24 protein-coding genes and 1 tRNA gene are annotated in these 24,577 nt (G+C 70.9%); 8 read left to right on the top strand and 17 right to left on the bottom strand.

All coding sequences use genetic code 11. The features are described 5' to 3' along the window. Positions 1–12: 12 nt before the first annotated feature. From CLV46_RS05200 to CLV46_RS05185, 4 genes are read right to left on the bottom strand one after another with little or no spacing between them, the layout of a single operon-like run. Complete coding sequence (locus CLV46_RS05200; protein WP_100363794.1) at positions 13–1,053, bottom strand: ABC transporter ATP-binding protein; 1,041 nt, start codon at positions 1,051–1,053, stop codon at positions 13–15. After that, entirely contained in the window at positions 1,050–1,838 is a 789-nt protein-coding gene (locus CLV46_RS05195; RefSeq protein WP_100363793.1) for an ABC transporter permease subunit, read from the bottom strand. The genes CLV46_RS05200 and CLV46_RS05195 overlap by 4 nt, the downstream gene beginning before the upstream one ends. Before the next feature lie 26 nt (positions 1,839–1,864). After that, positions 1,865–2,725, bottom strand: a complete 861-nt coding sequence (locus CLV46_RS05190; RefSeq protein WP_100365904.1) for an ABC transporter permease — start codon at positions 2,723–2,725, stop codon at positions 1,865–1,867. Next, entirely contained in the window at positions 2,715–3,842 is a 1,128-nt protein-coding gene (locus CLV46_RS05185) for an ABC transporter substrate-binding protein (RefSeq protein WP_100363792.1), read from the bottom strand. Before CLV46_RS05185 ends, CLV46_RS05190 begins: the two co-directional genes overlap by 11 nt. A 162-nt stretch (positions 3,843–4,004) precedes the next feature. Here CLV46_RS05185 and CLV46_RS05180 point away from each other — a divergent pair, with 162 nt between their 5' ends. Together CLV46_RS05180 and CLV46_RS05170 are read left to right on the top strand one after the other, a co-directional pair. Beyond that, complete coding sequence (locus CLV46_RS05180) at positions 4,005–5,204, top strand: winged helix-turn-helix domain-containing protein (protein ID WP_100363791.1); 1,200 nt, start codon at positions 4,005–4,007, stop codon at positions 5,202–5,204. 57 nt (positions 5,205–5,261) lie between these two features. After that, a complete protein-coding gene (locus tag CLV46_RS05170) occupies positions 5,262–6,392 on the top strand; it encodes a hypothetical protein (protein WP_157802236.1) in 1,131 nt (376 codons plus the stop codon). Between the two features lie 112 nt (positions 6,393–6,504). Here CLV46_RS05170 and CLV46_RS05165 read toward each other — a convergent pair whose 3' ends face one another. The 4 genes from CLV46_RS05165 to CLV46_RS05150 all read right to left on the bottom strand — a co-directional run bounded on the left by CLV46_RS05165 (position 6,505) and on the right by CLV46_RS05150 (position 10,634). Continuing rightward, positions 6,505–7,398, bottom strand: coding sequence for a M48 family metallopeptidase (locus tag CLV46_RS05165; protein ID WP_100363788.1), 894 nt, complete (start codon positions 7,396–7,398; stop codon positions 6,505–6,507). A 44-nt stretch (positions 7,399–7,442) separates the two neighbouring features. Next, a complete protein-coding gene (locus tag CLV46_RS05160) occupies positions 7,443–8,009 on the bottom strand; it encodes a LemA family protein (RefSeq protein WP_100363787.1) in 567 nt (188 codons plus the stop codon). A 64-nt stretch (positions 8,010–8,073) separates the two neighbouring features. After that, complete coding sequence (locus CLV46_RS05155) at positions 8,074–9,375, bottom strand: D-arabinono-1,4-lactone oxidase (protein ID WP_100363786.1); 1,302 nt, start codon at positions 9,373–9,375, stop codon at positions 8,074–8,076. Beyond that, entirely contained in the window at positions 9,372–10,634 is a 1,263-nt protein-coding gene (locus CLV46_RS05150) for an alanine racemase (protein ID WP_245866535.1), read from the bottom strand. Before CLV46_RS05150 ends, CLV46_RS05155 begins: the two co-directional genes overlap by 4 nt. A 111-nt stretch (positions 10,635–10,745) precedes the next feature. On the opposite strand from CLV46_RS05150, the gene CLV46_RS05145 reads away from it, so the two are divergent. After that, positions 10,746–12,794 carry a hypothetical protein gene (locus CLV46_RS05145; protein ID WP_100363784.1) on the top strand — a complete coding sequence of 683 codons (2,049 nt, stop codon included), beginning with the start codon at positions 10,746–10,748 and terminating at the stop codon, positions 12,792–12,794. A gap of 18 nt (positions 12,795–12,812) precedes the next feature. Here CLV46_RS05145 and CLV46_RS05140 read toward each other — a convergent pair whose 3' ends face one another. Then, entirely contained in the window at positions 12,813–13,241 is a 429-nt protein-coding gene (locus tag CLV46_RS05140; RefSeq protein ID WP_157802235.1) for a hypothetical protein, read from the bottom strand. A gap of 196 nt (positions 13,242–13,437) precedes the next feature. Between CLV46_RS05140 and CLV46_RS05135 the strand changes: the two genes are divergently transcribed. Genes CLV46_RS05135 through vanX form a run of 3 tightly spaced genes read left to right on the top strand, consistent with a single transcriptional unit; the run spans position 13,438 to position 16,090 of the window. After that, positions 13,438–14,388 (top strand): NAD(P)-dependent oxidoreductase, encoded by a 951-nt coding sequence (locus tag CLV46_RS05135; protein WP_245867020.1) that lies wholly within the window; start codon positions 13,438–13,440, stop codon positions 14,386–14,388. Next, the gene (vanA, locus tag CLV46_RS05130; RefSeq protein ID WP_100363781.1) at positions 14,385–15,425 is read left to right on the top strand and encodes a D-alanine--(R)-lactate ligase; all 1,041 of its coding nucleotides are present in this window, start codon (positions 14,385–14,387) and stop codon (positions 15,423–15,425) included. The genes CLV46_RS05135 and vanA overlap by 4 nt, the downstream gene beginning before the upstream one ends. Continuing rightward, on the top strand, positions 15,422–16,090 hold the full coding sequence (vanX, locus tag CLV46_RS05125) for a D-Ala-D-Ala dipeptidase VanX (protein WP_100363780.1): 669 nt from the start codon (positions 15,422–15,424) through the stop codon (positions 16,088–16,090). Before vanA ends, vanX begins: the two co-directional genes overlap by 4 nt. On the opposite strand, the gene CLV46_RS05120 is transcribed toward vanX, so the two are convergent. Both CLV46_RS05120 and CLV46_RS05115 read right to left on the bottom strand, forming a co-directional pair. Further along, a complete protein-coding gene (locus CLV46_RS05120; RefSeq protein WP_100363779.1) occupies positions 16,050–17,171 on the bottom strand; it encodes a sensor histidine kinase in 1,122 nt (373 codons plus the stop codon). The genes vanX and CLV46_RS05120 overlap by 41 nt on opposite strands. Beyond that, entirely contained in the window at positions 17,158–17,847 is a 690-nt protein-coding gene (locus CLV46_RS05115; protein WP_100363778.1) for a response regulator transcription factor, read from the bottom strand. Before CLV46_RS05115 ends, CLV46_RS05120 begins: the two co-directional genes overlap by 14 nt. Before the next feature lie 135 nt (positions 17,848–17,982). Here CLV46_RS05115 and CLV46_RS05110 point away from each other — a divergent pair, with 135 nt between their 5' ends. Beyond that, a complete protein-coding gene (locus CLV46_RS05110) occupies positions 17,983–18,564 on the top strand; it encodes a M15 family metallopeptidase (protein WP_245866532.1) in 582 nt (193 codons plus the stop codon). An 11-nt stretch (positions 18,565–18,575) separates the two neighbouring features. Here CLV46_RS05110 and CLV46_RS05105 read toward each other — a convergent pair whose 3' ends face one another. Next, positions 18,576–19,415 (bottom strand): helix-turn-helix transcriptional regulator, encoded by an 840-nt coding sequence (locus CLV46_RS05105; protein WP_100363776.1) that lies wholly within the window; start codon positions 19,413–19,415, stop codon positions 18,576–18,578. Between the two features lie 168 nt (positions 19,416–19,583). Here CLV46_RS05105 and CLV46_RS05100 point away from each other — a divergent pair, with 168 nt between their 5' ends. Beyond that, entirely contained in the window at positions 19,584–20,528 is a 945-nt protein-coding gene (locus CLV46_RS05100; protein ID WP_100363775.1) for an SDR family oxidoreductase, read from the top strand. Positions 20,529–20,567: 39 nt separating this feature from the next. On the opposite strand, the gene CLV46_RS05095 is transcribed toward CLV46_RS05100, so the two are convergent. The 5 genes from CLV46_RS05095 to CLV46_RS05075 all read right to left on the bottom strand — a co-directional run bounded on the left by CLV46_RS05095 (position 20,568) and on the right by CLV46_RS05075 (position 24,575). After that, a tRNA-Leu gene (locus tag CLV46_RS05095) sits at positions 20,568–20,641 on the bottom strand. A gap of 298 nt (positions 20,642–20,939) precedes the next feature. After that, the gene (locus CLV46_RS05090) at positions 20,940–22,259 is read right to left on the bottom strand and encodes an NAD(P)/FAD-dependent oxidoreductase (protein WP_100363774.1); all 1,320 of its coding nucleotides are present in this window, start codon (positions 22,257–22,259) and stop codon (positions 20,940–20,942) included. Between the two features lie 38 nt (positions 22,260–22,297). Continuing rightward, positions 22,298–23,533 (bottom strand): S8 family serine peptidase, encoded by a 1,236-nt coding sequence (locus CLV46_RS05085; protein WP_245866530.1) that lies wholly within the window; start codon positions 23,531–23,533, stop codon positions 22,298–22,300. Then, positions 23,530–24,072, bottom strand: coding sequence for a DUF501 domain-containing protein (locus CLV46_RS05080; protein ID WP_100363772.1), 543 nt, complete (start codon positions 24,070–24,072; stop codon positions 23,530–23,532). The genes CLV46_RS05085 and CLV46_RS05080 overlap by 4 nt, the downstream gene beginning before the upstream one ends. After that, a complete protein-coding gene (locus CLV46_RS05075) occupies positions 24,069–24,575 on the bottom strand; it encodes an FtsB family cell division protein (RefSeq protein ID WP_100363771.1) in 507 nt (168 codons plus the stop codon). Before CLV46_RS05075 ends, CLV46_RS05080 begins: the two co-directional genes overlap by 4 nt. Positions 24,576–24,577: the final 2 nt, after the last annotated feature.

The following is a 24,577-nucleotide window of genomic DNA, read 5'->3' as shown; positions in this document are numbered from 1 at the left end:
GTCTAGGCGCGGTCATTCCGCCGATCGAACGCTCACCGGGCGTCCGTTCAGCGCGACATGAAGGCGCTCCCCCGGCACCGTTCGCGTCCCAGCCGCGTGCTGCACGGCGAGCACCGACTCGTCCGGCAGACGCACGAGCGTGCGACGCGCGGCACCGAGGAAGCTCGTCGACACGACGACCGCGGGGATGCCCGATTCGGCGAACGCGACGTCTTCGGGCCGGATGTAGGCGAGCACCGCTCCGTCGCGCGGCGCATCGCCGAGCACGGGCAGCGTGACCCCGTGCACCTCGACCGTGCCGCCGGTCAGCCGCCCGGGGACCTGGCTGCTCACCCCCACGAAGTCCGCGACGAACGGGGTCGCCGGAGATCCGTACAACTCCTCCGGGCTGCCGATCTGCTCGATGCGCCCGGCCCGCATCACCGCGACCCGGTCGGCGACGGCGAGCGCCTCCTCCTGATCGTGGGTGACGAACAGCGCGGTGATGCCGAGCTCGGTCTGGATGGCGCGGATCTGCTCCCTCAACTGAACGCGCACCTTCGCGTCGAGGGCGCTCAGCGGCTCGTCGAGCAGCAGTACGCGCGGGCGGGTCACGAGGGCGCGGGCGAGAGCGACGCGCTGCTGCTGACCGCCGGAGAGTTCGTGTGCGTAGCGGGCGCCGAGGTGACCGAGCCCGACGAGTTCGAGCGCCTCTCCCGCCCGCTTCCGGCGCTCCGCGGTGCCGACCCCGCGCATCCGGAGCCCGAATTCGACGTTCTGCTGCGACGTGAGGTGCGGGAAGAGCGAGTACGACTGGAAGACCATGCCGAGGTCGCGCTTGTTGGTGGGCACGCGGGAGACGTCGTCGTCGCCGATCCGGATGACCCCGGAGTCGATGCTCTCGAGCCCGGCGATGCTGCGCAGCGCGGTGGTCTTGCCGCACCCGGACGGTCCGAGCAGGGCGATCATCTCCCCCGCGCCGACGCGCAGGTCGATCCCGTCGAGGGCGCGGTGGGCGCCGTACTGCTTGACGACGCCGGCGAGGTGCACCTCGGCCGATGCGGTGGCGATCATGCGGACCTCCGGGCGGGACGCGCGATGCGTCCGATGACGAGCAGCAACGCGAACGCGAGCAGCAGGGCGAGTAGGGCGAAGACGACGGCGGTGAACGGGTCGCTCTTCGCGACCACCACGAGCGCCGTCTGCAGGTTGCTGCGGTTGAGCAGCGATGCGACGGTGAACTCGCCGAGCACCACCGCGATCGAGATGAACGCCGCGGCGAGCAGGCCCCGGCGCAGGTTGGGCAGCACGACGCTGACGAGCACGGTGCCCCAGCTCGCGCCGAGCGATCGCGCCGCTTCGCTGAGCGTGACGACGTCGACCGCGTCGAGGTTCGCCTGCACCGCCCGGTACGCGAACGGCAGCACGAGCACGCCGTAGGCGAAGGCGAGCGTCCAGGCGCCGCTGCCGAGAGCGCGGGCGATCACCGAGTACACGGGCGCGAGTCCCACGACGAGCACGATCGCCGGGATGGTGATGGGCAGCAGGCAGACGAACTCGAGCAGGCGACGCAACCGCGGGAACCGCAGCTGCACGAGCACCATCGTGGGTACGAGCAGCACGAACACGAGCACGACGGTCACGAGGGCGAGGGTGAGCGAGTTGCCGATGCCGATGAACAGCTGCCGGTACCGGCCGTCGAGCTCTCCGGAGAACACGGCGATCCACCGGTCGAGCACGTAGCCGCCTTCGAGGCCGCCGCGCAGCGTGAACTCGACCATCGCGGCGATGGGCACGGCGAACAGGAGCCCGACGACCGCGAGGATGACGATGCGGGTGGTGCGCGACGGGGTCGTCATCGAAGCTCGGGAGCTGGGCGACGGTGTCATCGAAGCCAGCGTCCCGCTCGGCGCTGCAGCAGCGCGTACGCCGTCATCGCGACCGCCATCACGACGACCATCCCGAGGGCGAGGGCACCGGCGAGGTTCTCACGACCGAGCACCGTCTCGCTCGTGAGCGCGGCACGGATCTGCAGCGGCACGATCTGCGAGCCCTGGCTGATGAGCGCGGCCGCGGTCGCATACGACGAGAAGGCGTTCGCGAAGAGCAGCAGCAGCGACCCGGCGAACGACGGCAGCAGCACGGGGATGCCGATGCGCAGCCAGTAGTCGCGGCGGGTGCCGCCGAGCGTGGCGTTCGCCTCGGCCCACTGCGGCTTGAGCGCCTCGAAGGCGGGCAGGAACGTGATGACCATGAGCGGCACCTGAAAGTAGACGTACGGCAGCAGCAGTCCCGGCACCTCGTAGATCCACACGCCGTCCGCGAAGATGTCGACTCCGGTCGCATCACGCAGCAGCACGGTGATGAGTCCCTGGATGCCCACGGTGGCGATGAACGCGAACGCGAGCATGACGCCGCCGAACTGGGCGAGCACGCCGCTCGCCGCATCCACGACCGAGCGCAGCGCGCCGCCCGGCCGCGCGCCGAGGAGGGCGTAGCAGACGAGTGCGCCGACGACGGCCCCGATGACGGCGGTGACCGCCGAGACCCACACCGAGTTGGCGAAGGCACTGAGCACCGGCGACTCGCCGAGCCCGGCGAGGTTCTCGAGCGTCAGCCGTCCCTCGCCGTCGACGAAGCCGGTGCCGACCGCGAGCAGAGTCGGCACGATGAGGAACAGCAGCACGTAGAGCGTGAACGGCAGCAGCCCGAGGGCCGCTGCCGTTCCGCGTGACCTACTGGACAGCCGAGGCCCACTTCTCGCCGAGGAGCACGCCCGCGGCGTCGCTCTGCTCGGCGGTCGGCACGACGGTCTCCTCCGGGCTCTCCGGCAGCGCGTCGAAGAGCTTCTCGTCGATCGTGCCGGCCTCCGCCATCGCGTCGGCGCGCACCGGACGGGCACCGCCCTTCAGCCACAGGTTCTGCACCTCGTCGCTGTAGAGGAACTCCTGCCAGAGGCGGGCGGCGGCCGGATGCGGCGCGTCCTTGTTGATCGCCTGGTTGTAGTAGCCCGCGTAGCCGGTGCCGTCGAAGATCACGACCTCCCAGTTGCGCTGACCCTCGAGCTGCGTGCCGTAGCCGACGTTGAGGTAGTCCCAGTCGAACACGACGGGGGTCTCGCCGGAGGCGATCGTCGCGGGCGTCGGGTCGACCTTCACGAAGTTGCCCGCGGCGTTGAGCTCGGAGAAGAAGTCGATGCCGGGCTGGAAGTCGTCGACCGAGCCGCCGTTCTGCACCGCCGCGAGTCCCACGGCCGCGAACGCCGCGCCGGCCTGCGTCGGGTCGCCGTTGATCGCGACCTTGCCCTTGTAGTCCGCCCCGAGCAGGTCTTCGAGCGATTCGGGCGCCGGCACGGCGTCGGGGTCGTAACCGACCGACATGTATCCGCCGTAGTCGCCGACGTAGAGGCCGGTCTCCTCCTTGAGCTCCGAGGGGATCTCGTCCCACGTCTCGACCTGGTACGGCGCGAAGGCGTCGGTGTTCTCGAGCGCGACCGCGAGGCCGAGGTCGAACACGTCGGGGGCGGTGTCTTGACCGGCGAGGTTCTCGGCGGCCTGGATCTCCTCGGCGCTCGACGCGTCCGGGCTCGCCTCGGTGACAGTGATCTCGGGGTACTTCTCCATGAAGAGGTCGAGGATCTCGCCGTAGTTCGCCCAGTCGCGCGGCAGCGCGATCACGTTCAGGGCACCCTCGGCCTTGGCGGCCTCCTCGAGCGCCTCGAGCCCGCCGACCTCGTCGAGGCTCGTCACGGTCGAGTAGTCCACCGAGTCGTCGGTGGCCTCCGCCTGAGCGGCGCACGAGCTGAGGGTGAGAGCGGTCGCGAGAGCGGCCGCGACGCCGATTCCGACGCGTCGAGTGTTCACTGGTCCTCCGTCATGGGGCGCGGCCGTCCGTGCTGTGATCCGGACGTAGGGGTACCGCGCGACCCGCTCGCACGCTAGGGAGAGCCGTTGGACGGTCGGCGTCCGCACGGTGAACGACGGACGACCGCGGGATGTCGTGAGCCGCCGCTAGGGTCGGTGGCGATGGTCGAGAAACTGTCTCTGGCGCAAGCCCGCCGCATCGCCCTCGCGGCGCAGGGCTTCGGCGTGCCGCATCCGCCCGCCGTCGGCACGCGCCAACTCAACCTGCTGATGCAACGGTTGAGGCTGCTGCAGATCGACTCGGTCAACGTCTTCGAGCGCAGCCACTACCTGCCCGTGTTCGCCCGCCTCGGCGAATACGACAAGACGCTCCTCGATCGGCTCACCTTCGCCCGGCGCGCCCGGTACACCGAGACGTGGGCGCACGTCGCGTCGATCATCCCGGTGGAGGACTGGCCGCTGTGGCGCTGGCGGATGGAGGACTCCCGCGAGCGCTGGTCGAGCGATCCGGCCGACTGGGCGCACGCGAACCGCGAGACGCTCGACTGGCTGCGTGCCGAGCTCGCGGCCAAGGGACCGCAGACCGCAGGAGCGATCGAGAAGGACGTCGAACGCAAACGCGGCACCTGGTGGGATTGGAGCGACGCGAAGCGCGGGCTCGAGTACCTCTTCCGGTGGGGCGACGTGGTCTCCGCCGGCCGCCGCAATTTCGAGCGGGTGTACGGACTCGCGGAACAGGTGCTGCCGGCCGACGTGGTGGAGCGGCGGGTGTCCAAGGACGACGCGCACCGCCGTCTCGTCTCCGACGCCGTGCGTGCCCTCGGCATCGGCACGCTCGGCGATATCGCCGACTACTTCCGGCTGCTCACCGCTCCCACGAAGGCCGTGCTCGTCGACCTCGTCGAGTCCGGCGAGGTGCTCCCCGTCGCGGTCGAGGGCTGGACGGCGCCCGCCTACCTGCACCGCGACGCCCGCATCCCCCGCCGCCTCGACGCCGACGCGTTGCTGTCGCCGTTCGACCCGATCGTGTGGGAGCGGGACCGGGCCCTGCGGCTCTTCGGTTTCCATTACCGCATCGAGATCTACACCCCCGCGCCGCAGCGCGTGTACGGCTACTACACGCTCCCGGTCCTGCAGGGCGACCGACTCGTGGGCCGGGTCGACCTCAAGAGCGACCGGCAGGCCAAGGTGCTGCGCGTCCAGTCCGCGTGGCGGGAGCCGGGCGTCGGCGATGAGGTCGTCGAGCGCCTTGTGCCGCTGCTCGATCGCACCCGCGAGTGGCAGGGACTCGAGTCGATCGCGGTCGCCGATCGCGGCGACCTCGCGCAGGCGCTGCGGCGGGCGATTCCCGCGGATTCGTGACCGAGTCGATATCTTCCCATAGACGCAACTGAGCCTGCGTCACCATATGCTCCGAGCATGACCAGCACGCGGGCGCTTCCCGCCCTCCTCGGCCTCACCGCCTCGATCCTCCTGCTCGCCGGATGCGCGACGCCCGCCTCCCCCGTGCCCTCGCCCAGTTCCACCCCGACCCCGAGCGCGACGCCCGTCGACCCGGTCGTCGAGCCGGCCTCCGTGTTCGATCTGGAGTGCGCCGACCTCGTCACGCCTGAAGACATCGAGAGCCTCGCACTGTGGCAGCCGGTGACCGTCGCGTCGGACGAACCACTGTCGACACTTCCTGGCGGAACCGGCCCGCTCGCATACGGCACGCAGCAGTTGGGCGGTCTGCACTGCGAATGGAACAACGGCAAGGACTACTACGCGGACGAGACGGGAAGTCCTTCGGAGCTGTACGCCGGCGTCCTCGTCAACGCCCTCCCCCATGCGACGGCCGAATGGCCGAAGTACCTCGCGAACTACAAGCAGGAGGCCAGCACGGCGAACTGCCACGACATCGCCGCGACATGGCGCTGCGAACAGAACGACCTGGTCGGCGACGTGTGGCTGCGGGTCACCGTGTCGGGTGTCACCGCCGGCTCGGAGACACAGGCGAGCGCTGCTGCCGCCGCGGTCTTCGCGCGGGTGACCTCGGCCATCGCCGCGTCGCCGCGCACTCCCCAAGCGGACTGGATGCCCGCGGACACCATCGGACTCGATGGATCGTGCGAGCGTTTCGGGCAGCCGGCCGAGATCACGGCGTTGCTCGGACTGGACACCGAGATGGTGTGGGTGCGCCCAGCGGGTGGATGGAGCCTGGAAGCATCGACGTGGGACATGATGCGGTCCGCGCCGTGCCTCATCGGCGCTCCCCACGCGGACTACTCCGTCGCGGTGATCGACTGGTTGCCCGCAGGCGAGTGGGCATGGCGGAAGGCCGAGCGCACGGGCACACCGCTGAGCCTCTCGGGCATGGGCGAGGACGACCACGCCCGTCTCGAGTGCCTCGACGACGGGCGATGCATCGCCGACATGCTGGTCGGACGCAACTGGATCCGTATCGAGATGTTCTCCCCCACCGACTCACTGCCGGAGTTCCGCGTCGCCGATGAGCTCCCGGCCGCCACGACCGCCTTGGCGCAGCACATCGTGACGAAGCTGCGGGGGTGAACTCGACGCGGCCCGCTGACGATTCCCGTCGCGAATTGCGGGTTCGGAGCCGCCCGACCCGCACTTCGCGACGGGAAATCGCGCGTGACGCGCCTGCGCGGCTGAACCGCGGCTAGAACTTAGCGGCGTTGTCGAGCAGGCGACGGATGCGGTCGGGGATCGGCGGATGCGTCGAGAAGAGACGGTCGACGATACCCGGCTTCGTCGGGTCGGAGATCCACATGTGCGCCATGGTCGAGTTCTGACGCCGCATCGGACGTCCGTACTCGCCGAGCTTGTGCAGGGCGCTCGCGAGCGCCTCCGGGTGGCGGGTCGTGAGGGCGCCGGTGGCGTCCGCGAGGTACTCGCGCTGCCGCGACACCGCGGCCTGCACGACGGTCGCGACGAGGGGGGCGATCACCATCGCGGCGATCCCGAGCACGAGGAAGATCGGGTTGCCGCCGCCGTTGTTGTTGTTGCGGTTGCCGCCCGAGAAGAACGACATCCGCAGCAGGATGTCGGAGATGAGTCCGATCGCGACGACGAGCCCGAACACGATCGTCGTGACGCGGATGTCGTAGTTCTTGACGTGGCCCATCTCGTGGGCCATCACGCCCTCGAGTTCGGAGTCGGTCATCATGTCGAGCAGGCCCGTCGTGGCGGCGACGACGGCATGCTGCGGATCACGGCCGGTCGCGAACGCGTTCGGGGCCGGGTCGTCGACGATGTACACCTTCGGCATCGGCATGCCCTCGGCGATCGAGAGGTTCTCGACGATGCGGTACAACCGCGGGTTGTCGCGCTTCTCGATCTGACGCGCACCGCTCATCATGACGGCCTGAGATCCCGCGGCGAAGTACTGCACGAGGGCGTAGATGCTCGCCCCGATGAGCGTGCCGACGAAGATGCCCCACTGCCCGCCGCCCCAGATCTGGTCGGCGGCGAATCCGAGCGCGCCGATGATGAGGATGAACAGCGCGATGATGAAGACGGTGTTGCGCTTGTTCCTGGCGATCGCGGAGTACATCGGGTTCCCGGTCTGGGTGGATCAGTGGCGCCGCGGAGCCGGCGTCAGAACTGCACGCGCGGCGGCTCGGCGATCGCCGCCGGCTCGTCGACCTCGAAGAACTCGCGCTCGTGGAACCCGAGACCCCGCACGAACAGCGTGTTCGGGAACTGCTTGATCTTCGTGTTCAGGTCGCGCACGCCGCCGTTGTAGAACCGCCGCGACGCCTGGATCTTGTCCTCGGTGTCGACGAGCTCGGCCTGCAACTGCAGGAAGTTCTGGTTCGCCTGCAGCTGCGGGTACGCCTCCGCCACAGCGAAGATGCTCTTGAGCGCCTGCTGCATGTGGTTCTCGGCCGCGGACGCCTCAGCGGGGCTGCCGGCCGACACGGTCTCGGCGCGCGCCTGGGTGACGTTCTCGAACACCTGCTTCTCGTGGGCGGCGTACCCCTTCACCGCCTCGATGATGTTCGGGATGAGGTCGGCGCGCCGCTTGAGCTGCACGGTGATGTCGCTCCACGCCTCGTCGACACGCACGTTCAGGCTCACGAGCGAGTTGTACGTCGCCCAGAGGTAGATGCCGGCGATGAGCACCAGAAGCACGATCACGCCGACGACGATGAGGAGTTCCATACCGGGAATCATACGGGAGCGATCCCAGCTCCGACTGGGGATTCGCCCGCACAGTGAGTCGCGTTCAGTGCCCCAGGATGCGCTCGAGGTGGGCGCTCGAGAAGACGCGGGCGGGGTCGAAGCGGTCGCGCACGCGTGCGAAGTCGCCGAAACGCGGGTACAGAGCGGCGAGGTCGGCCTGCACACGACCGTGCATCTTGCCCCAGTGCGGACGTCCCCCGAACGCCGCGAGCACCTCTTCCACGGCGGTGAAGTACTCGCGATGCGACTGACGGTGGTAGCGGTGCACCGCGATGTACCCCGTGGGCCGGCCGTAGGCGGTGGAGAGCCACACGTCGTCGGCGGCCGCCGCCCGCACCTCGATGGGGAACTCCACGCGCCACCCGCGTGTCTCGATCAGGCGCCGCACCTCCCGGAACGCCTCCGGCACCGCGTCGAGGGGAAGCGCATATTCCATCTCGACGAACCGCGTGGTGCGTCGGGTGGTGAAGACGCGGTGCGCGGCGTCCGAATGCTGGCCGCGCGCGAAGAGCTCCGCGGCGAGGCGGTTCACCGGCGGGACGATCGCGGGCGCCGCGAGCGCCACCGTGTTGAGCATCCGATAGCCGTACCCCTCCACGAGCACCTCGTCGACGAATCGCCGCGCCCGACCGCGCGGACTCAGTGGCTGGTCGAGCGGCAGCCGCTCGTTCGTCTTCGTGCACGCCACCCGCGTGTGCGGGAACCAGTAGAACTCGAGGTGGTCGGCGTTCGCCGCCCGCTCGCCGAACGCGTCGACGACGTCGTCGAGCGGCTCGACGAGTTCCGTCGCGCGCAAGGCGAACGACTCCACGCACTGCAGCTCCACCTCGACGAGCACTCCGAGGGCGCCGAGCGCGAGGCGGGCGGCGGGCAGCACCTCGCTGCGCTCGGTGTCGTCGATGCGCACGAGCTCGCCGGCGCCCGTGACAAGGGTCAGTCCGACGACCTGCGTGCACAGTCCGCCCCACGCGAGTCCGGTGCCGTGGGTGCCGGTGGAGATCGCCCCGGCGAGCGTCTGGCCGTCGATGTCGCCGAGGTTCGGCATCGCGAGCCCGTAGGAGGTCAGCGACTCGGCGACGTCGTGCAGAGTCGTGCCGGCGCGGAACCGCGCGCGTCGGGCATGCACGTCGACGGCCACGAGACCGGTCAGTCGGGACGTGTCGAGCCGGATGTCCGGGGCGACGGCGACGGCGCTGAAGCTGTGCCCGGAGCCGACCGCCCGCACCCGTCGGCCGTCACGCGCCGCGCGCGCGACCACTTCGGCGACGGCGTCGACGGAGGCGGGACGGGCGACGTGCGCCGAGTGCACGGTCTCGGTGCGTCCCCACGTGCGCCACGGCGTCACAGGAACGCCTTCCCTTCGCCGCGGTAGGTGGGGATGTGGCCGAGCACGCCCCCTTCGGACACGAGCGCGAACCGGTCGAGGTGCTCGCTCAACTCGCCCGCCTTGGCGTGCCTCAACCACACCCGGTCGCCCACCGCGACGGCGTCCGCCGCAGCACCGACGAGCGGGGTCTGCACCTCCCCGAACCCCTCTCTCGGCTCCGGCCGGAGCCCCTCGGGCAGCACCACGCGGGGTTCCCTGTCCCGCCCGACCGGGCCGGAGGCCATCCAACCGCCGCCCGCGATCACGACGCGTCGCGGTGAGGGCCGGCGGACGACCGGCAGCGCGAACGCCGCCGCGGGCAACGGGGTGAACGCCGAGTACTGGTCGAACAGGTGCGGTCCGAACAGTCCGCTCCCCGCGGCGGCCTCGGTGACGGATGGATCGTCGCTCGTGGATTCGAGCGATCCGGTCCCTCCTCCGTTCACGAACTCGAGGGGCGTCACGGCACTGACCGCGGAGACCGCGGCTGCGCGGCGGTCGGCGACCTCCTCGCGGGACCGGCGATGCACCGAGCGGACGACGGCGGCGCGTACGGGACGACCGGCCGGGCTGTCGCCGAGACCGGCCAGTTGCGCCTCGTACGCCATGAGGCCGACGAGGCGGAAGCCCCGCCGTCGCACGATCGCCTCGGCGAGGCGGCGGGCGTCGTCCGCCGTGGCGATCGGGGAGCGCCACACCCCGAGGCGGCCGAGCGCCCGGTGGGTGAGGGCCACATCGACCTCGAGACACACGCGCACGTCCCCGCGTCGACCCGCCGGCACCACCGAGTCGACGAGATCGAGCTGGTCGAGATCGTCGATCATCAGGGTCACCCGTCGGGCGAGAGACTCGGAGGCGCACAAGCGGGCGATCGCCCCGCGGTCGGCGCTCGGGTAGCCGACGACGACGTCGGGCACCGTCTCGGCGAGCCAGAGCGCCTCGCGCAGGGTGTAGGCGAGCACACCCGCGAATCCCGGGAGGGCGAGCACCGCGTGGAGCACGGCCCGCACGCGCACGGACTTGCTCGCGACGCGGATGGGGAGTCGTCCTGCACGCTCGGAGAGCGAGCGGGCGTTGGCGGCGAGCGCCGGCACCGAGAGCGCCCCGATCGGTGCGTCGAGGCCGGCCGTCGCCTCGTCGAGTTCGCGGACGACGGCGGTGGCGTCACTGGGGGCGGGAGCGAGCGCGAGATCGAGGGCGGGTGACCCGGCATCGCCCATGGTGAATCCCTTTCGCATCGTTGCTCGCGCCATGCTACGCCGTGGTCCCCGAAAAGTCAGGGGCGCGAGTTACACTTCCTGCACGCTCGCCGCCCAGGCGCCTCACGGTGCACGACAGGAGGGGGGACGGTGACGTACGGATTCGCCCCGTCCCGCGTGTTCCACGCGACAGCGATCCTGCTGCTCGCTGCTCTGGCAACGTTCTCCCCCGCGGCAGCGGCGACCGCCGAACCGACGCCCGCCCCTCCGAGCGGACCCGTCGCGCCGGACCCGATGCCCGGCCCCGGGTTCGAGGTGCAGGAACCCGCGGAGGGCCGGTTCTTCGGCAGCAACACCGGCATCGTCATCGCCGGCACCGCGACCCCCGGATACACCGTCGATGTGCTGTCGCAAGGCAGCACGCTGTGCTCCCTCCCGGTGGAGTCGAGCGGCGACTGGAGTTGCGAGCGTTCCCTGCCGAACGGCGCGGTCGAGCTCGTCGTGCGCGAACGCGACGGCGGAGAGGTGACCGGTGAGGAAGAACGCACGGTGCGGGTGCTCGGTGCTCCGCTCGTGCACGGCAGCTCCGTATTCATGACGCGGGGTCCCGTCTCCGGCACCGCGCAGCCCGGGGCGACGGTGTCGGTCCGGCTCACCGGCCCGACGACCGACACCACCCAGAGGTGCGGCTCCGCCGACGCCGGAGGCGTCTGGACGTGCGCGCTCACCGGCGCAGAGGGCAAGTACCAGGTGCGGGCGACCCAGACCTGGGCGACCACCGGTGACGACAGCTCCGACGCGTCCGCTCCCCTCAATGTGGTGATCGACCGCACCGCGCCGGCGGCGCCGACGGTGACCGCACCCCGTTCCGGCAGCCGGATCGACGCCGGTCCGGTCGAGTTCGCCGGCACGGGAGAGGAGGGCGCCGCGGTCGAGGTGATCGCGGCCGGTCGGATGCTGTGCGCCGCCTTCGTCGCCGGGGGTCGCTGGAGTTGCGTCGCCCAGGCGGGCGAAGGGGAGGTCACCGCGACGGCGCAGCAGATCGACGGCGCCGACAACCGCAGCGCCTCGAGTGCGCCCGTCGCCGTGAGGATCGGCGGATCGGCGCCCTCGGCGACGCCGACACCTCGTCCGACGAGGCCCGCTCCCGCCCCGGCGCCCGCGCCGGCACCGTCATCGCCCGCTCCGGTCACTCCCCTACCCGAGGCCACACCCGACGGTCAGGGCGTCTTCCCGCCGCCGGGCACGGAGCCCCCACGGAGCGACTGGAACGCCCCGACCCGGTACGCGTCGGCGCTTCCCACCCTCAGCCGGATGGGCGAGCCGACGCTGTGGCTCCTCGGCGCCGGAGCCGCACTCGCCTTCGTCGTGTTCGTCGCCCTGCCGCTGCGCCTGCTCGCCCGTGCGATCGCCCCGCGACTGCCGCGCCGGCCGGTCGCCCGGTTGACCGGCCGCAACCGCATCCGCGGCGTCGATGACGACGACGCCGTGCTCAACCCCTGGGTCGTCGCGTCGAGCGTCGTCGTGGGGGCCGCCGCGCTCGCCGCACTCGCGAGCGGAGTGGAGGGCGAGGTGCGCTACCTGCGCCTCGTCGCCGCCATCGCCGTCGGCCTCGTGGTACTCAACGTGGTGGGTATCGCGTTGCCGGCCCGGCTCCTCGGCGGACGTGCCGAGGTCGGATTCCGGCTCGCGCCGACCTTCCTGCTGCTCGGCGCCGCATCGGCGCTGCTCACCCGCTGGTGGGGCATCGAGCCACCCGTCGTCATCGGGGTGCTGCTCGCCGCGGTCCTCGGCAGCGGGATCGACCGCCGCCGGCGCGGACTCATCGGCCTGACCCAGGTCGGTTCCTCCGCGGCCGTCGCTGTTCTCGCCTGGGTGGTCGATGACGCGCTCGTGCCGTCCGCCGGGTTCTGGGGCTCGCTCGCCGGCGAGGCGCTCGCCACCGTCACGATGGCGGGATTGAGCGCGGTCGTCGTGCTGCTGCTGCCGGTCGCCACGCTTCCTGGCCGGGCGATCTTCGACTGGTCGCCGGTCGTCTGGGCCGGCACGACGATCGCGGCGGTCACCGTCGCGGCGATCGTGCTGGCCTCGGCCGTGACGTTCCCGCTCGCGACGGTCGTCGGCAGCGCGCTCGGATTCGGGCTGCTCGCCCTCGCCGTGTGGAGCTGGCTGCGCTGGGTGGATCCGCAGGAGGCCTGACCCACCGCTGACGCGTCGTCAGAGCAGCCCGTCCCGACGCATCACCTCGTCCTCGTCCTCATGTGACATGGCGACGAGGATGAGCGGATACTCGACGAGGCGCACGAGGTAGGTGATCTCGAAGCGGGACTCCCGCGTCTCGCCCGCGCGGTCGAACCGCAGTGTCCACGCGACCCTCGCGAGCACGTGATGGGGCGCCGCCGGGGTCGTCTCGAGCACCTCAGCGGAGACGTCGACGACACCGAGCCGCGACATCCCGTCGCTGCGCATGGCCACCGCCTCGCGGTACTCGTCGTCGACGATCCAGGCCTCGACGGTCGACGGCGCGCTCTCGACGTAGCCGGGACCGTGCGCCCCCGCGATCACGTGCGCATCACCGGTGAGCGAGGCACGCGCGTACGCGTGGAAGAAGCCCGTGAGGTCCACCGGTTCCCGGTCCGAAATCATCCGTCTGCCCTCCGCGTCGTCGCTCGAGCTGCCATCACCTGGCGGGAGCATATCGCCGGCGTATCGGGAATCGCATACATCGGGGCAACATCGCCCTGCCTTGACTGGGGCCATGATCCACAGCGACACCGCGCCGCCCGCCGCACCCGGCCGCGTGCCGGACGCAGCCGTTCCCGAGCCCGGCACGACAATCGGGATGACGGTGTACGGCTGCGCGCCGGACGAGGCCGCGCTGTTCCGGGAGCTCGCGCCGCGGCTCGGCCTCGAGCCGACCATCACCGCATCGCCGCTCAGCGAGCACACGGTCGCCCTCGCGTCGGGACACCGCTGCATCAGCGTGGGACACAAGACGCGCGTCACCGAGCCGGTCCTCGACGCGTTGAGCCGAGCCGGCGTCGCCTACATCTCGACGCGGAGCGCCGGGTACGACCACATCGCCGTCGAACACGCGCACCGGCTCGGGATCCGCGTCGAGAACGTGGCCTACTCCCCCGACAGCGTGGCCGATCACACCCTCATGCTCATGCTCATGGCGGTGCGGCACGCCAGGCCCGTCCTGCGCGGCGTCGACGAGCACGACTACCGACTGCACGGGATGCGGGGTCGTGAACTCCGCGACCTCACCGTCGGGGTGGTCGGAACCGGTCGCATCGGCACGGCGGTGATCACCCGCCTGCGCGCCTTCGGCTGCCGCATCCTCACCTATGACCTGCGCGACCGGAACTCCGACGCGCGCGACACCCTCGACGAACTGCTGGAACGCAGCGACATCGTGACCCTGCACATCCCGCTCACGGCGGCGACGCATCATCTGCTCGATGCCGAGCGCATCCGGCGTCTGAAGCGCGGGGCCTTCGTGGTCAACACGGCCCGCGGCCCTCTCGTCGACACCGAGGCCCTGATCGCGGCGCTCGAACGGGGCCGATTGGGCGGTGCGGCACTCGATGTGGTCGAGGGCGAGGAGGGCGTGTTCTACGTCGACCTGCGCGGGAGGATGCCGGCCGATACGCCGTTGGCGCGCTTGCAGGCGCTGCCGAACGTGGTCGTCACCCCGCACGTCGCGTTCCACACCGACCACGCGCTGACCGACACGGTCGCCAACACCATCATCAACTGCCTGCGATTCGAAGGACGGGAACACCGGTGAACAGAATCAGGATCGGAGTGCTGTTCGGAGGCGCATCCGAAGAACACCCCATCTCCGTCAAGTCGGCGATCGAGGTCGCCGAGAACCTCGACCCCGAGCGGTACGAGCCGATCTACCTCGGCATCACCCGGGACGGCGCCTGGCGGTGGTGCGACCGCCCCGCCGCGGGATGGGAGGACGGGGACTCACGCCCGGTGGTGCTCTCCCCCGACCCGGAGACGCACGGGCTGCTCGTCCTCGACGGAGCAACGCACGAGACCGTTCGGCTCGACCTCGTGTTCCCGGTGCTGCACGGCCGCCACGGTGAAGACGGCGCGGTCCAGGGGCTGCTCGAGCTCTCCGGCATCCCCTACATCGGGTGCGACGTGCCGGGCTCGGCACTCTGCATGGACAAGGCACTCGCCTACACCGTGGCCGGCGCCGCGGGCATCCCGACCCCGACGTTCTCGATCGTCACCGCCGGCGAAGAAGTCGACCCCGACGTGTTCGCCTATCCGGTGTTCGTGAAGCCCGCCCGCTCCGGCTCGTCGTTCGGCGTCAGCAAGGTCACCCGCGGCGAGGGGCTCGCCGCGGCCGTGGCGACCGCGCGACAGTACGACTCGAAGGTGCTCATCGAGGAAGCGGTCGTCGGCATCGAGGTCGGATGCGCGATCCTGGGTGACGACCCCGACCTCGTCGTCGGGGAGGTGGACCGGATCGCCCTCTCGCACGGGTTCTTCCGGATCCACCAGGAGGATGCGCCGGAGAGCGGGTCGGAGAACTCGACGCCGATCGTGCCGGCCGACATCCCGGCGACGACCCGCGCCCGCGTGCGGGACACGGCGGTGGCGATCTACCGCACCCTCGGCTGTCGGGGGCTCGCACGCGTGGACATGTTCCTCACCGACGCGGGCACCGTGATGCTCAACGAGGTCAACACGCTGCCGGGACTGACGTCGTACAGCCGCTACCCGCGGATGATGGCCGCCGCCGGGATGTCGCTCGCCGACGTGATCGACCGGGCCGCGTCGGCGGCGATGGCGGGGAGCCGGCGGTGAGCGGCGAGCTGGTGCACGTCGACGAGTTCGTCCCCGGCATCCGCTGGGATGCGAAGTACGCCACGTGGGACAACTTCACCGGCGGTCCGGTGGACGGCTACCACGCCAATCGCATCATGGGCACGCGTGAGCTCTGCGCCGCCCTCGAGCGAGCATCCGAGGCAGCCGCCGCCCACGGACGCGGCCTGCTGTTGTGGGACGGGTACCGCCCGCAGCGAGCCGTCGACCGCTTCCTGCGCTGGTCGCGCGAGCCGGAGGACGGGCGCACGAAGCGGCGCCACTACCCGAACATCTCCCGGGCCGAGATGTTCGAGCAGGGCTACGTCGCCGCGAGGTCGGGGCACAGCCGCGGCAGCACGGTCGACCTGACGCTGTTCGACCTCGGCACCGGGGAGCTCGCCGCGATGGGCGGCGACCACGACCTGATGGATCCGCGTTCGCATCACGGAGCGCACGGGCTCACCCCCGCCGAGGAGCGCAACCGGAGGGTGCTCCGCACCGTCATGGACGCTGCCGGCTTCGACGCCTACGACCGCGAGTGGTGGCACTACACGCTGCGCGACGAGCCGTATCCCGACACCTACTTCGACGTGCCGATCACGAGCCGGATGGCGGAGTCGCTGCTCAGTTCGCGTCCGGAGGCGCGACGGGCAGTCGCACGGTGACACGCAGGCCTCCGGCCTCGCGGGCGGTCAGTTCGAGGGTTCCGTCGTGGGCCTGCGCGATGCTCTTCACGATCGCCAGCCCGAGACCGACGCCGGCGTGATCCGAGCGGATGCGGTCCGTGCCGCGCTGGAACGGCTCGATCAGCGTCGAGACCAGGTCGGGCGGGAGCCGCTCGCCCGAGTTCTCGACCGTGAGCTCGACGGCGAAGCCGCGCGCTCCCGTGGACACCCGCACGGTGCCGCCCTCCCGCACGTTGTGCACGATCGCGTTGTGCACGAGGTTCGTCGTCAGCTGCAGCAACAGGGCGTACGAGCCGATGGTCACTGCGACCTCTCCGGAGGTCTCGATGGTGACGCCGCGCTTCTCGGCCAGCGGAAGCAGCGTCTCGGTCGCCTCCTCCGCGATGAGGGAGAGGTCGACCGGTCTGCGGGTGAACGACCGCTGGTCGGCGCGGCTCAGCAGCAGGAGCGCCTCGGTCAGCTCGATCGCACGGCCGTTGACGACACGGAGGCGTTCGACGAGTTCGCCGTTGTCACGGTCCGGGTCGTCGCGCGCGACGTCGAGGAGCGTCTGCGTGATCGCCAGCGGGGTGCGCAGCTCGTGCGACGCGTTCGCGGCGAACCTCTGCTGCTCGGCGTTGTGCGCTTCGAGTCGCGCGAGCATCGTGTCGAACGAGTCGGCGAGCTCGCGGAATTCGTCGCGGCGCCCCTCGAGGTGGATGCGGTGCGACAGCGAGGCGCCCGCCGCCAGGCGCGTAGCATCCGTGATGCGCCGCAGCGGCGCGAGCATGCTGCCGGCGAGGAACCACCCCCCGACGAGCCCGATGATCAGCAGGGCACCCATGACCGCTGCAGCGGGCGGCGCGAAGGCGCGTGCGAGATCGGATTGGTTGGGCACGAACACCGGACTCGGACCACCGTCCGGCTCCCCGGTCGGGATGTAGATCTGCTCGGGCACGTAGCGCAGCAGGAACAGCCACACCACGGCGAGCAGCAGCAGACCGGTGAGCAGGATGACGGCCGCGTAGCTGAGGGCGAACTTCAGGCGCACGCTCGGTCCCGGCTTCCTAGCGTCGGGCATCATCGGCTCCTCCCGGCCCCGTGTCGATGCGGTAGCCCACACCGGGCACGGTGGCGATGACCCACGGTTCGCCGAGTCGCTTGCGCAGCGCGGAGACGGTGATCCGCACGGCGTTCGTGAACGGGTCCGCGTTCTCGTCCCACGCCCGCTCCAGCAGCTCCTCCGCGCTCACGACCCCGCCTTCCGCGGCGACGAGCACCTCGAGCACGGCGAACTGCTTGCGGGTGAGCGGAACGTAGCGCCCGTCGCGGTACACCTCCCGCCGGAAGGGGTCGACCCGCAGACCGGCGAGCTCGCGCACGGGTGGGCGGTTGTGCGCGCGTCGGCGGTCGAGCGCCCGCAGTCGCAGCACGAGCTCCTGCAATTCGAACGGCTTCGTCAGGTAGTCGTCGGCGCCGAGCTCGAACCCCGACGTCTTGTCGTCGAGCCGGTCGGCCGCGGTGAGCATGAGGATGGGCATCCCGCTGCCGGAGTCGACGATGCTCGCGGCGACCTCGTCGCCGGACGGACCGGGGATGTCACGGTCGAGCACCGCGATGTCGTAGTCGTTGATGCTCAGCAGTTCGAGGGCGGTGTCCCCGTCGCCGGCGATGTCCGCGGCGATCGCCTGCAGGCGGAGTCCGTCGCGGATGGCTTCCGCCATGAACGGCTCATCCTCGACGACCAGCACGCGCATGTGGTCGATGCTACGAGGCCGCGCATATCGCCGTCGTATCCGAAACCGCATACGACCGGGCAACGTGCTGCTCGGTGGACTGGATCCATGAGTCGAACCACGTCATCCGCCTCCCTGTCCCGTACCGCCCTGAGGATGCTGGCCGTCGTACTGGTCGGGGCGGTCGCGACGGTGCTCGGGATCGCCATCCATCAGTCGGCCACCTCGACGGCGAGCCCGTCGACGGGCTCGCCGACCGACATCGCGCTCGGCCCGGATGCCACGTCGGTCGAACAGGGCGGCCTGCCCGAGGGGGTCACCGCGTTCGACGAGGGCTACCCCGGCGTCGACCGGCTCGAGCCCGACCTGCTGAGCGCGCTGCAGGAGGCGACGACGGCCGCCGCCGTCGACGGGGTCGACATCGTCATCAACAGCGGCTGGCGGTCGCGCGAGCACCAGGAGCAGCTGATGCGCGACGCCATCGTGAAGTACGGCTCCGCGGAGGAGGCCGCGCGCTGGGTCGCCACTCCGGATACGTCCGCGCACGTGACCGGCGCGGGCGTCGACGTCGGACCGTTCGAGGGCACCCTGTGGCTGTCGGAGTTCGGCGCGCGCTACGGCCTCTGCCAGATCTACGGCAACGAGCCGTGGCACTACGAGTTGCGCCCCGAGGCGATCGACCAGGGTTGTCCCGAGATGCGCGCCGACGCGACGCACGGCCCCGGCGACGGACACTGAGCCGCCTCCGCTCAGCGCAACGCCGTGGGTCCGAGAACGGCGAGCAGCTGGAGACGGTCGTGACTCTCGGTGCCCGGGATCGCCGTGTAGACGAGTAGCGAGTGCGACTGATCGGGGTCGATCAGTCGCTGGCAGGTGAGCTCGAGGGGGCCGACCTCCGGATGCACGAAGCGCTTGGTCGTGTGCGGACGCAACCCGATCTCGTGCTGCTTCCACAGCGTGCGGAACTCTTCGCTCGCGGCGAGCAGCAGCTCCGCCAGGTGGGCCGCTCGCGAGTCGGGGCCGCGCAGTGTGGCGATCTCGCGGAGACCGGATGCATACATCCGCGACAGGAACGGATGCTCCTCCGTCGCGTAGAGCTCTCGTGCGCCCGGATCGGTGAACCACCGGTAACCGATGCTGCGGGCTGGCCCCGTGAATCGGGTGGTGTCGCCCGTGAGCGCGACGCCGAGCGGCGTCTGCCGCAGGGTCTCGCCGAGTTCGGTGACGATCTCGGCGGGAGTGTCTTCGAGACGGTCCAGGATGCGCAGCATGCCCGGACTGATGTGCTCGGTCATCGCGCCCCGAGCCGGCGGATTGTGACCCGCGAGCCGGAACAGGTGGTCGCGTTCGGCGAGGGAGAGGTGCAGTCCCTGGGCGATGGAGGCGAGCATCTGGTTCGACGGCTGGGGACCGCGCGCCCGCTCGAGACGGGCGTAGTAGTCGGTGGACATGTGGCACAGTCCCGCCACCTCTTCGCGGCGGAGCCCGGTCGCCCGTCGCCGGGAACCGCGCGGGAGGCCCACATCCTCGGGCTGGAGTGCTTCACGGCGCTGCCGGAGGAACGCCGCCAGGCCGATGCGGTCGATCATCGCCCTCCCTCTCGTCGCGTTCCGTGTGCCGTTCCGTTTCTACCCTGCCTGATCGACGTCAGCCACGGCTCGACGATCCCCCCTTGCCAGGGGCGGATCGGGAGGCCGTGGCTCGCATCGTGCGGTTGGGCGACGGTGGACCGAATCCACCACAGAAGGAGCAGAACGATGCCACGCGAACACCCCGGGCTCACGATCCCGGACTTGAACGGGAAACGGGCCCTCGTCACCGGGGCGAGCGACGGTATGGGTCTCGGGATCGCCGAACGACTCGCCGCCGCCGGTGCGGAGCTGATCCTGCCGGTGCGCAATCCGCGTAAGGGCGAGGATGCGCTCGCCCGCATCCGCCGGGCGGTGCCGAAGGCGCGGGTCTCGTTGCGGTCGCTCGACCTCTCCTCGCTCGAGTCGGTCGCGGCCCTCGCCGACGGCCTGCGCGCGGAGTCCGAACCCATCCATGTGCTCATCAACAACGCCGGCGTCATGACGCCCCCGGTCAGGCAGGCCACGGCGGACGGGTTCGAGCTGCAGTTCGGAACGAATCACCTGGGACATTTCGCGCTGGTCGCCCAGCTCCTTCCGCTGCTGCGGGCCGGACGGGCTCGCGTGACCTCGCAGATCAGCGTCGCGGCCCGACGCGGGCGCATCCGCTGGGACGACCTGAACTGGGAACGGGGCTATCACGGCCAACGCGCGTACAGCCAGTCGAAGATCGCGATGGGACTGTTCGGGCTCGAGCTGGATCGCCGCAGCAGGGCGAACGGGTGGGGGATCTCGAGCAACCTCTCGCACCCCGGAGTGGCGCCCACCAACCTGCTCGCCGCGCGCCCGGAGCTCGGCCGCAGTTCCGACACCGCCGGCATCCGCATCATCCGCGCCCTCTCGGCGCGCCGCATCCTCGTCGGCACGGCAGAGAGCGCCGGACTGCCCGCGCTCATGGCGGCGACCGATCGGAGCGCGGGAGGCGGCGTGTTCTACGGCCCGAGCGGGCCGGGCGGTCTGGGCGGTCCCCCGACCGCCACCGCGCTGTACGCGCCGCTCCGCAAGACCGACGACGCGACCCGGATCTGGACGGCCTCGGAGCAGCTCACGGGCACGACCTTCCCGACGACGTGAGCGCCGCGAGTCCGAACCCGGCGGCGACGTCTTGTCGGGTGCCCCCGCAGGGACTCGAACCCTGACTGAAGCGATTTTAAGTCGCCTGCCTCTGCCGATTGGGCTACGGGGGCGCGCCCGGCGCGCGCCGTCAGCCTAATGGCCGGCGCACGCGGACTCTCGGATCCGCGCTGCCTCCGGCCCCGACGGCGCGGCCTCCCGTCCCGCTCGCGCTACTGGAACGTGGTCGCGCGCCACGCTTTCCTGTAGCGCGAGCGCGGAACTGCGGCGCGACAGATCGCGGGGACGCGGAACTGGAGCGCGAGGGGTCGCGGTGCGGCGGCCGGCGTGCGCGGGAGGACGACGGCCGGACGCGGCGGGCGCGGGAACGACGACGGCCCGGGCGCGAGCCCGGGCCGTCGCCTCAACCGTTCAGGACTTGGGTCGCGACGCGAACGTCTCGAACGCCACGCGCGGCTGCTCGCGCGCGCTCAGCTCGACGATGTCGCGGCCGAGCAGGAAGTTGAGGATCCAGTTCGAGAAGACGCGGATCTTGCGCTCCCACATCGGGATCGCGAGGCCGTGGTAGCCGCGGTGCATGAACCACGCGATGACGCCCTTGATGGCGAGCTTGCCGCTCTGGAAGGCGCCGACGCCGAGTCCGAGGCCCGCGACCGCGCCGAGGTTCTCGTGGTAGTAGTCCTTCGGCTCCTCGCCGCGCAGCACGGCGACGATGTTCTTCGCCATGAGCTTGCCCTGACGCACGGCGTGCTGAGCGTTCGGCACGCAGAAGCCGCCGACGCCCTTTCCGGTGAGGTCGGGCACGGCGCTCACATCACCGGCACCCCACGCGTCCGGCACGATGCCGTCGTCGTTGATGACCCGGAGGTCGGGCTGCACACGCAGGCGGCCGCGCTCCTCGGTGGGGAGGTCGGTGCCGCGCAGCATCGGGTGGGCCATGACGCCCGCCGTCCAGACGATGAGGTCGGACTCGAACGTCTCGCCCGTCGACAGCTCGATCTGGCCGTCCACGGCACTCTTGAGCTGCGTGTCGAGGTGCACGATCGCCCCGCGCTGCGCGAGGTTCTTGATGACCCAGAGGCTCGTCGGCAGCGACACCTCGGGCATGATGCGGCCCATCGCCTCGATGAGGTGGAAGTGCACGTCGTCGAAGGTCAGGTTCGGGTAGTACTTCAGCAGCGCGCTCGCGAAGCTGCGCATCTCGGCGAAGATCTCGATGCCGGCGAAGCCGCCGCCGACCACGACGAAGGTGAGCAGGCGGTCGCGCTCCGCACCGGCGGGCAGGTTCGACGCCTTCTGGAAGTTGGTGAGGATGCGGTCGCGGATCGCGATCGCCTCTTCGATGGTCTTGAGGCCGATGGCGTTGTCGGCGACACCCGGGATCGGGAAGGTGCGGGAGACCGATCCCGCGGTGACCACGATCTGGTCGTACTCGAACTCGTACGGCGCGCCGATCTCGGGCGTGATCGTCGCGGTCTTGCTCGCGTGGTCGATGCCGGTGACCCGGGCGGTGACGACGTTCGTCTTCTTGAGGTGACGACGCAGGGCGACCACGGCGTGACGCGGCTCGATCGACCCGGCGGCGACCTCGGGGAGGAACGGCTGGTAGGTCATGTACGGCAGCGGGTCCACCACGGTGACCTCCGCCTCGCCGGGCCGGAGCCACTTCTCGAGCTTGAGAGCCGTGTAGAAACCGGCGTATCCGCCGCCGACGATGAGGATCTTGGGCACGAGTCAGTGTCTCCTTGGTCGAAGGTCCGCCGACAAATCTACCCCCTGCGGCGAGTCGCTCCGTACGCGCGGACCGCGCGGGCGGTCGCGACGACGAAGGCTCCGCCGAACGCCACGAAGACGAGCAGCGGGATGCCGACGTCCCGCAGCTGCCCGGGGGTCGGATAGAGCGTGCCGCTCGGACCGCGCGCTTCGATGAGCGGAGGGGCCGAGGGTTCGAGCGGAGTGGGGGCGGCGGTCGGGTCGTCGGCGGGCGCGCGCCGGTTGACGCGGATCCACTCCCGCAGATCGCCCATCGGGTTCTCGTCGACCTCGGGCACCCGGTCGTTGACGGCGGCAGCCGCGTCGACGAGACCGAAACCGTACGAGTAGTCCTGTCCGGAGGGTCCGCGGTCGCGAGCGGTCTCGGTGATCCGGTTGATGACGTTGGCGGCGTCGAGTTCCGGATGCGCGGCGCGCACGAGCGCGACGATGCCGGCGACGATCGGGCTCGCGCCGCTCGTGCCGCCCCACTGGGCGTGGCCGCCCCCCGGTAGCGCTCCGACGAGTTCCTCGCTCGGTGCGGAGACGCCGATCGTGATGCCCTGCGACGACGCCTCGGCGCTGACCTGCTCGTCGCGGGTCACGCCTCCGACGGTCAGCACACCGGGCATGGTCGCCGGAGCGCCGACGACGTAGGTACCCGTGCCGCGGTTGCCCGCCGCGGCGACGACGACCACGTCGTTGTCCATCGCGTAGAGGAACGCGTCATCCCAGCTCTCGGGCCAGTCCCGCGTGTTGCGGGTGAGGGACATGTTGATCACGTCGGCACCGTTGTCGACGGCCCACCGCACGGCGCTCGCGATCTGGTCGTCCGACCCGATCTCCCCTTCACCGAATCCGATGGAGAGGGACAGCAGGTCGGCCTCGGGAGCGGCGCCGATGACGCCCGTGTCGGGCGCGCTCCCCCGGCCCGCCGCGAGCGAGCCGACGAGGGTGCCGTGCTCACTGCCGGTCGAACCGACCGGTTGCTGCCCGTTGCGCGCCCCGAGGCCCGAGAAGTCCGACCCGCCGACGACCGCCCCGGCGAGATCCGGATGGGTGCCGTCGATGCCGGTGTCGATGACCGCGATCGTCACGCCCGCTCCGCGGGTCGTGTTCCACGCCTCGCGGATGCCGTAATCGTCGAGCCAGTACTCGAGATCGCGCACCGGGTCGGCGTGCGCCGGAGTCGCGACGGCGAGCGAGGCGACGACGAGGCCGAGCACGGCCGTGCCTCGCGCGAGGGCTCTCACGCCGCGGTTCCGGGCAGCCACGACGCCTGCGAGGCGTCGAAGGGCTCCGCGCATTCGCACCGGTCGGGGCTCCACGCCGACTCGGCGATCGCCCGATCGCCGATCGGGTTCACACCGGGCCCGGTCGCGAGGGCGTGCGCGGCGAGCGCGTGGAGGCACTTCACCCGAGTGGGCATCCCGCCGGCCGAGACCCCGTCGATCTCGGGCACGTGCGCGACGCTCTCGCGGTCGGCGAGGTACTGCTCATGGGCGGCGGTGTACGCCTCGGCGATCTCGCCCTCGAGGGTGGCGGCCCACTCCGGCATGACGCCGATGGCCTCGAGGGTCGACATCGCCGCCGTCGCGGCGGGGTGGCTCAAGTAGTACAGCGTGGGGAACGGCGTGCCGTCGGGCAGCCGCGGGAGGGTCGCGACGACGGTCGGCGCCCCGCACGCGCAGCGCGCGGCGATGCCGATCACTCCTCGCGCCGGGCGGCCGAGTTGGCGGCTCACCGCATCCACCTCGGCCTCGGTGGGCGGAGGGAACGGGGGTCTGGTCACTGCTGATCCTGGAGCTGGGGGGAGACGATCTGGTCGGCGGGCTGCTCAGTGAGTCCCGCCGTGAGCACGGAGTCGAGCATGGAGCGGGTCCAGTCGACCTTGCTCGTCTGCAGTTCGTCGCTGATGGGGAGCACCGGCGTGGCCGCGACGTTCTCACGGTCATCCGCCACCAGGTAGGTGATGTCACCCGGGAACGCGTAGATCAGCCGGTCGCGGGCTTGCGCCTTGAGGTACGCGGGGTCCTGCCAGCGCGCGACCTGCTGTTCGAGCTCGTCGACCTGGTCCCGCGCGTCGGCGAGCTGCTGCTCGCGCAGCGCGATCTCCTGCTGCTGCTCGATCAGGTTCTTGAGCGACGGGGCGAGCGACACGAGCGCGGCGACGATGAGGAAGAGCACCGTGAGGGTGAATCCGGAGACCCGGAAGCCCCGCATCCACCCCGCCTGAACGCTGTCGCGCTCCGGCAGGGCGACGGGGACCTTCCGGGTGTGCTGCCGCCGCGCCATGT

It is taken from the genome of Diaminobutyricimonas aerilata (assembly GCF_002797715.1).
Lineage (GTDB): Bacteria > Actinomycetota > Actinomycetes > Actinomycetales > Microbacteriaceae > Diaminobutyricimonas > Diaminobutyricimonas aerilata.
This window is presented reverse-complemented; position numbering and strand designations above follow the sequence as displayed.

Coding starts and splice junctions, on each gene's coding strand:
- CLV46_RS05105 (WP_100363776.1), bottom strand. CDS start 19,415: ATGATCGACCGCATCGGCCTGGCGGCGTTCCTCCGGCAGCGCCGTGAA.
- CLV46_RS05195 (WP_100363793.1), bottom strand. CDS start 1,838: ATGACGACCCCGTCGCGCACCACCCGCATCGTCATCCTCGCGGTCGTC.
- CLV46_RS05120 (WP_100363779.1), bottom strand. CDS start 17,171: ATGCCCGACGCTAGGAAGCCGGGACCGAGCGTGCGCCTGAAGTTCGCC.
- CLV46_RS05075 (WP_100363771.1), bottom strand. CDS start 24,575: ATGGCGCGGCGGCAGCACACCCGGAAGGTCCCCGTCGCCCTGCCGGAG.
- CLV46_RS05180 (WP_100363791.1), top strand. CDS start 4,005: ATGGTCGAGAAACTGTCTCTGGCGCAAGCCCGCCGCATCGCCCTCGCG.
- CLV46_RS05110 (WP_245866532.1), top strand. CDS start 17,983: ATGCTGGCCGTCGTACTGGTCGGGGCGGTCGCGACGGTGCTCGGGATC.
- CLV46_RS05135 (WP_245867020.1), top strand. CDS start 13,438: ATGACGGTGTACGGCTGCGCGCCGGACGAGGCCGCGCTGTTCCGGGAG.
- CLV46_RS05150 (WP_245866535.1), bottom strand. CDS start 10,634: ATGCGAAAGGGATTCACCATGGGCGATGCCGGGTCACCCGCCCTCGAT.
- CLV46_RS05160 (WP_100363787.1), bottom strand. CDS start 8,009: ATGGAACTCCTCATCGTCGTCGGCGTGATCGTGCTTCTGGTGCTCATC.
- CLV46_RS05100 (WP_100363775.1), top strand. CDS start 19,584: ATGCCACGCGAACACCCCGGGCTCACGATCCCGGACTTGAACGGGAAA.
- CLV46_RS05170 (WP_157802236.1), top strand. CDS start 5,262: ATGACCAGCACGCGGGCGCTTCCCGCCCTCCTCGGCCTCACCGCCTCG.
- CLV46_RS05165 (WP_100363788.1), bottom strand. CDS start 7,398: ATGTACTCCGCGATCGCCAGGAACAAGCGCAACACCGTCTTCATCATC.
- CLV46_RS05140 (WP_157802235.1), bottom strand. CDS start 13,241: ATGATTTCGGACCGGGAACCGGTGGACCTCACGGGCTTCTTCCACGCG.
- CLV46_RS05115 (WP_100363778.1), bottom strand. CDS start 17,847: ATGCGCGTGCTGGTCGTCGAGGATGAGCCGTTCATGGCGGAAGCCATC.
- CLV46_RS05200 (WP_100363794.1), bottom strand. CDS start 1,053: ATGATCGCCACCGCATCGGCCGAGGTGCACCTCGCCGGCGTCGTCAAG.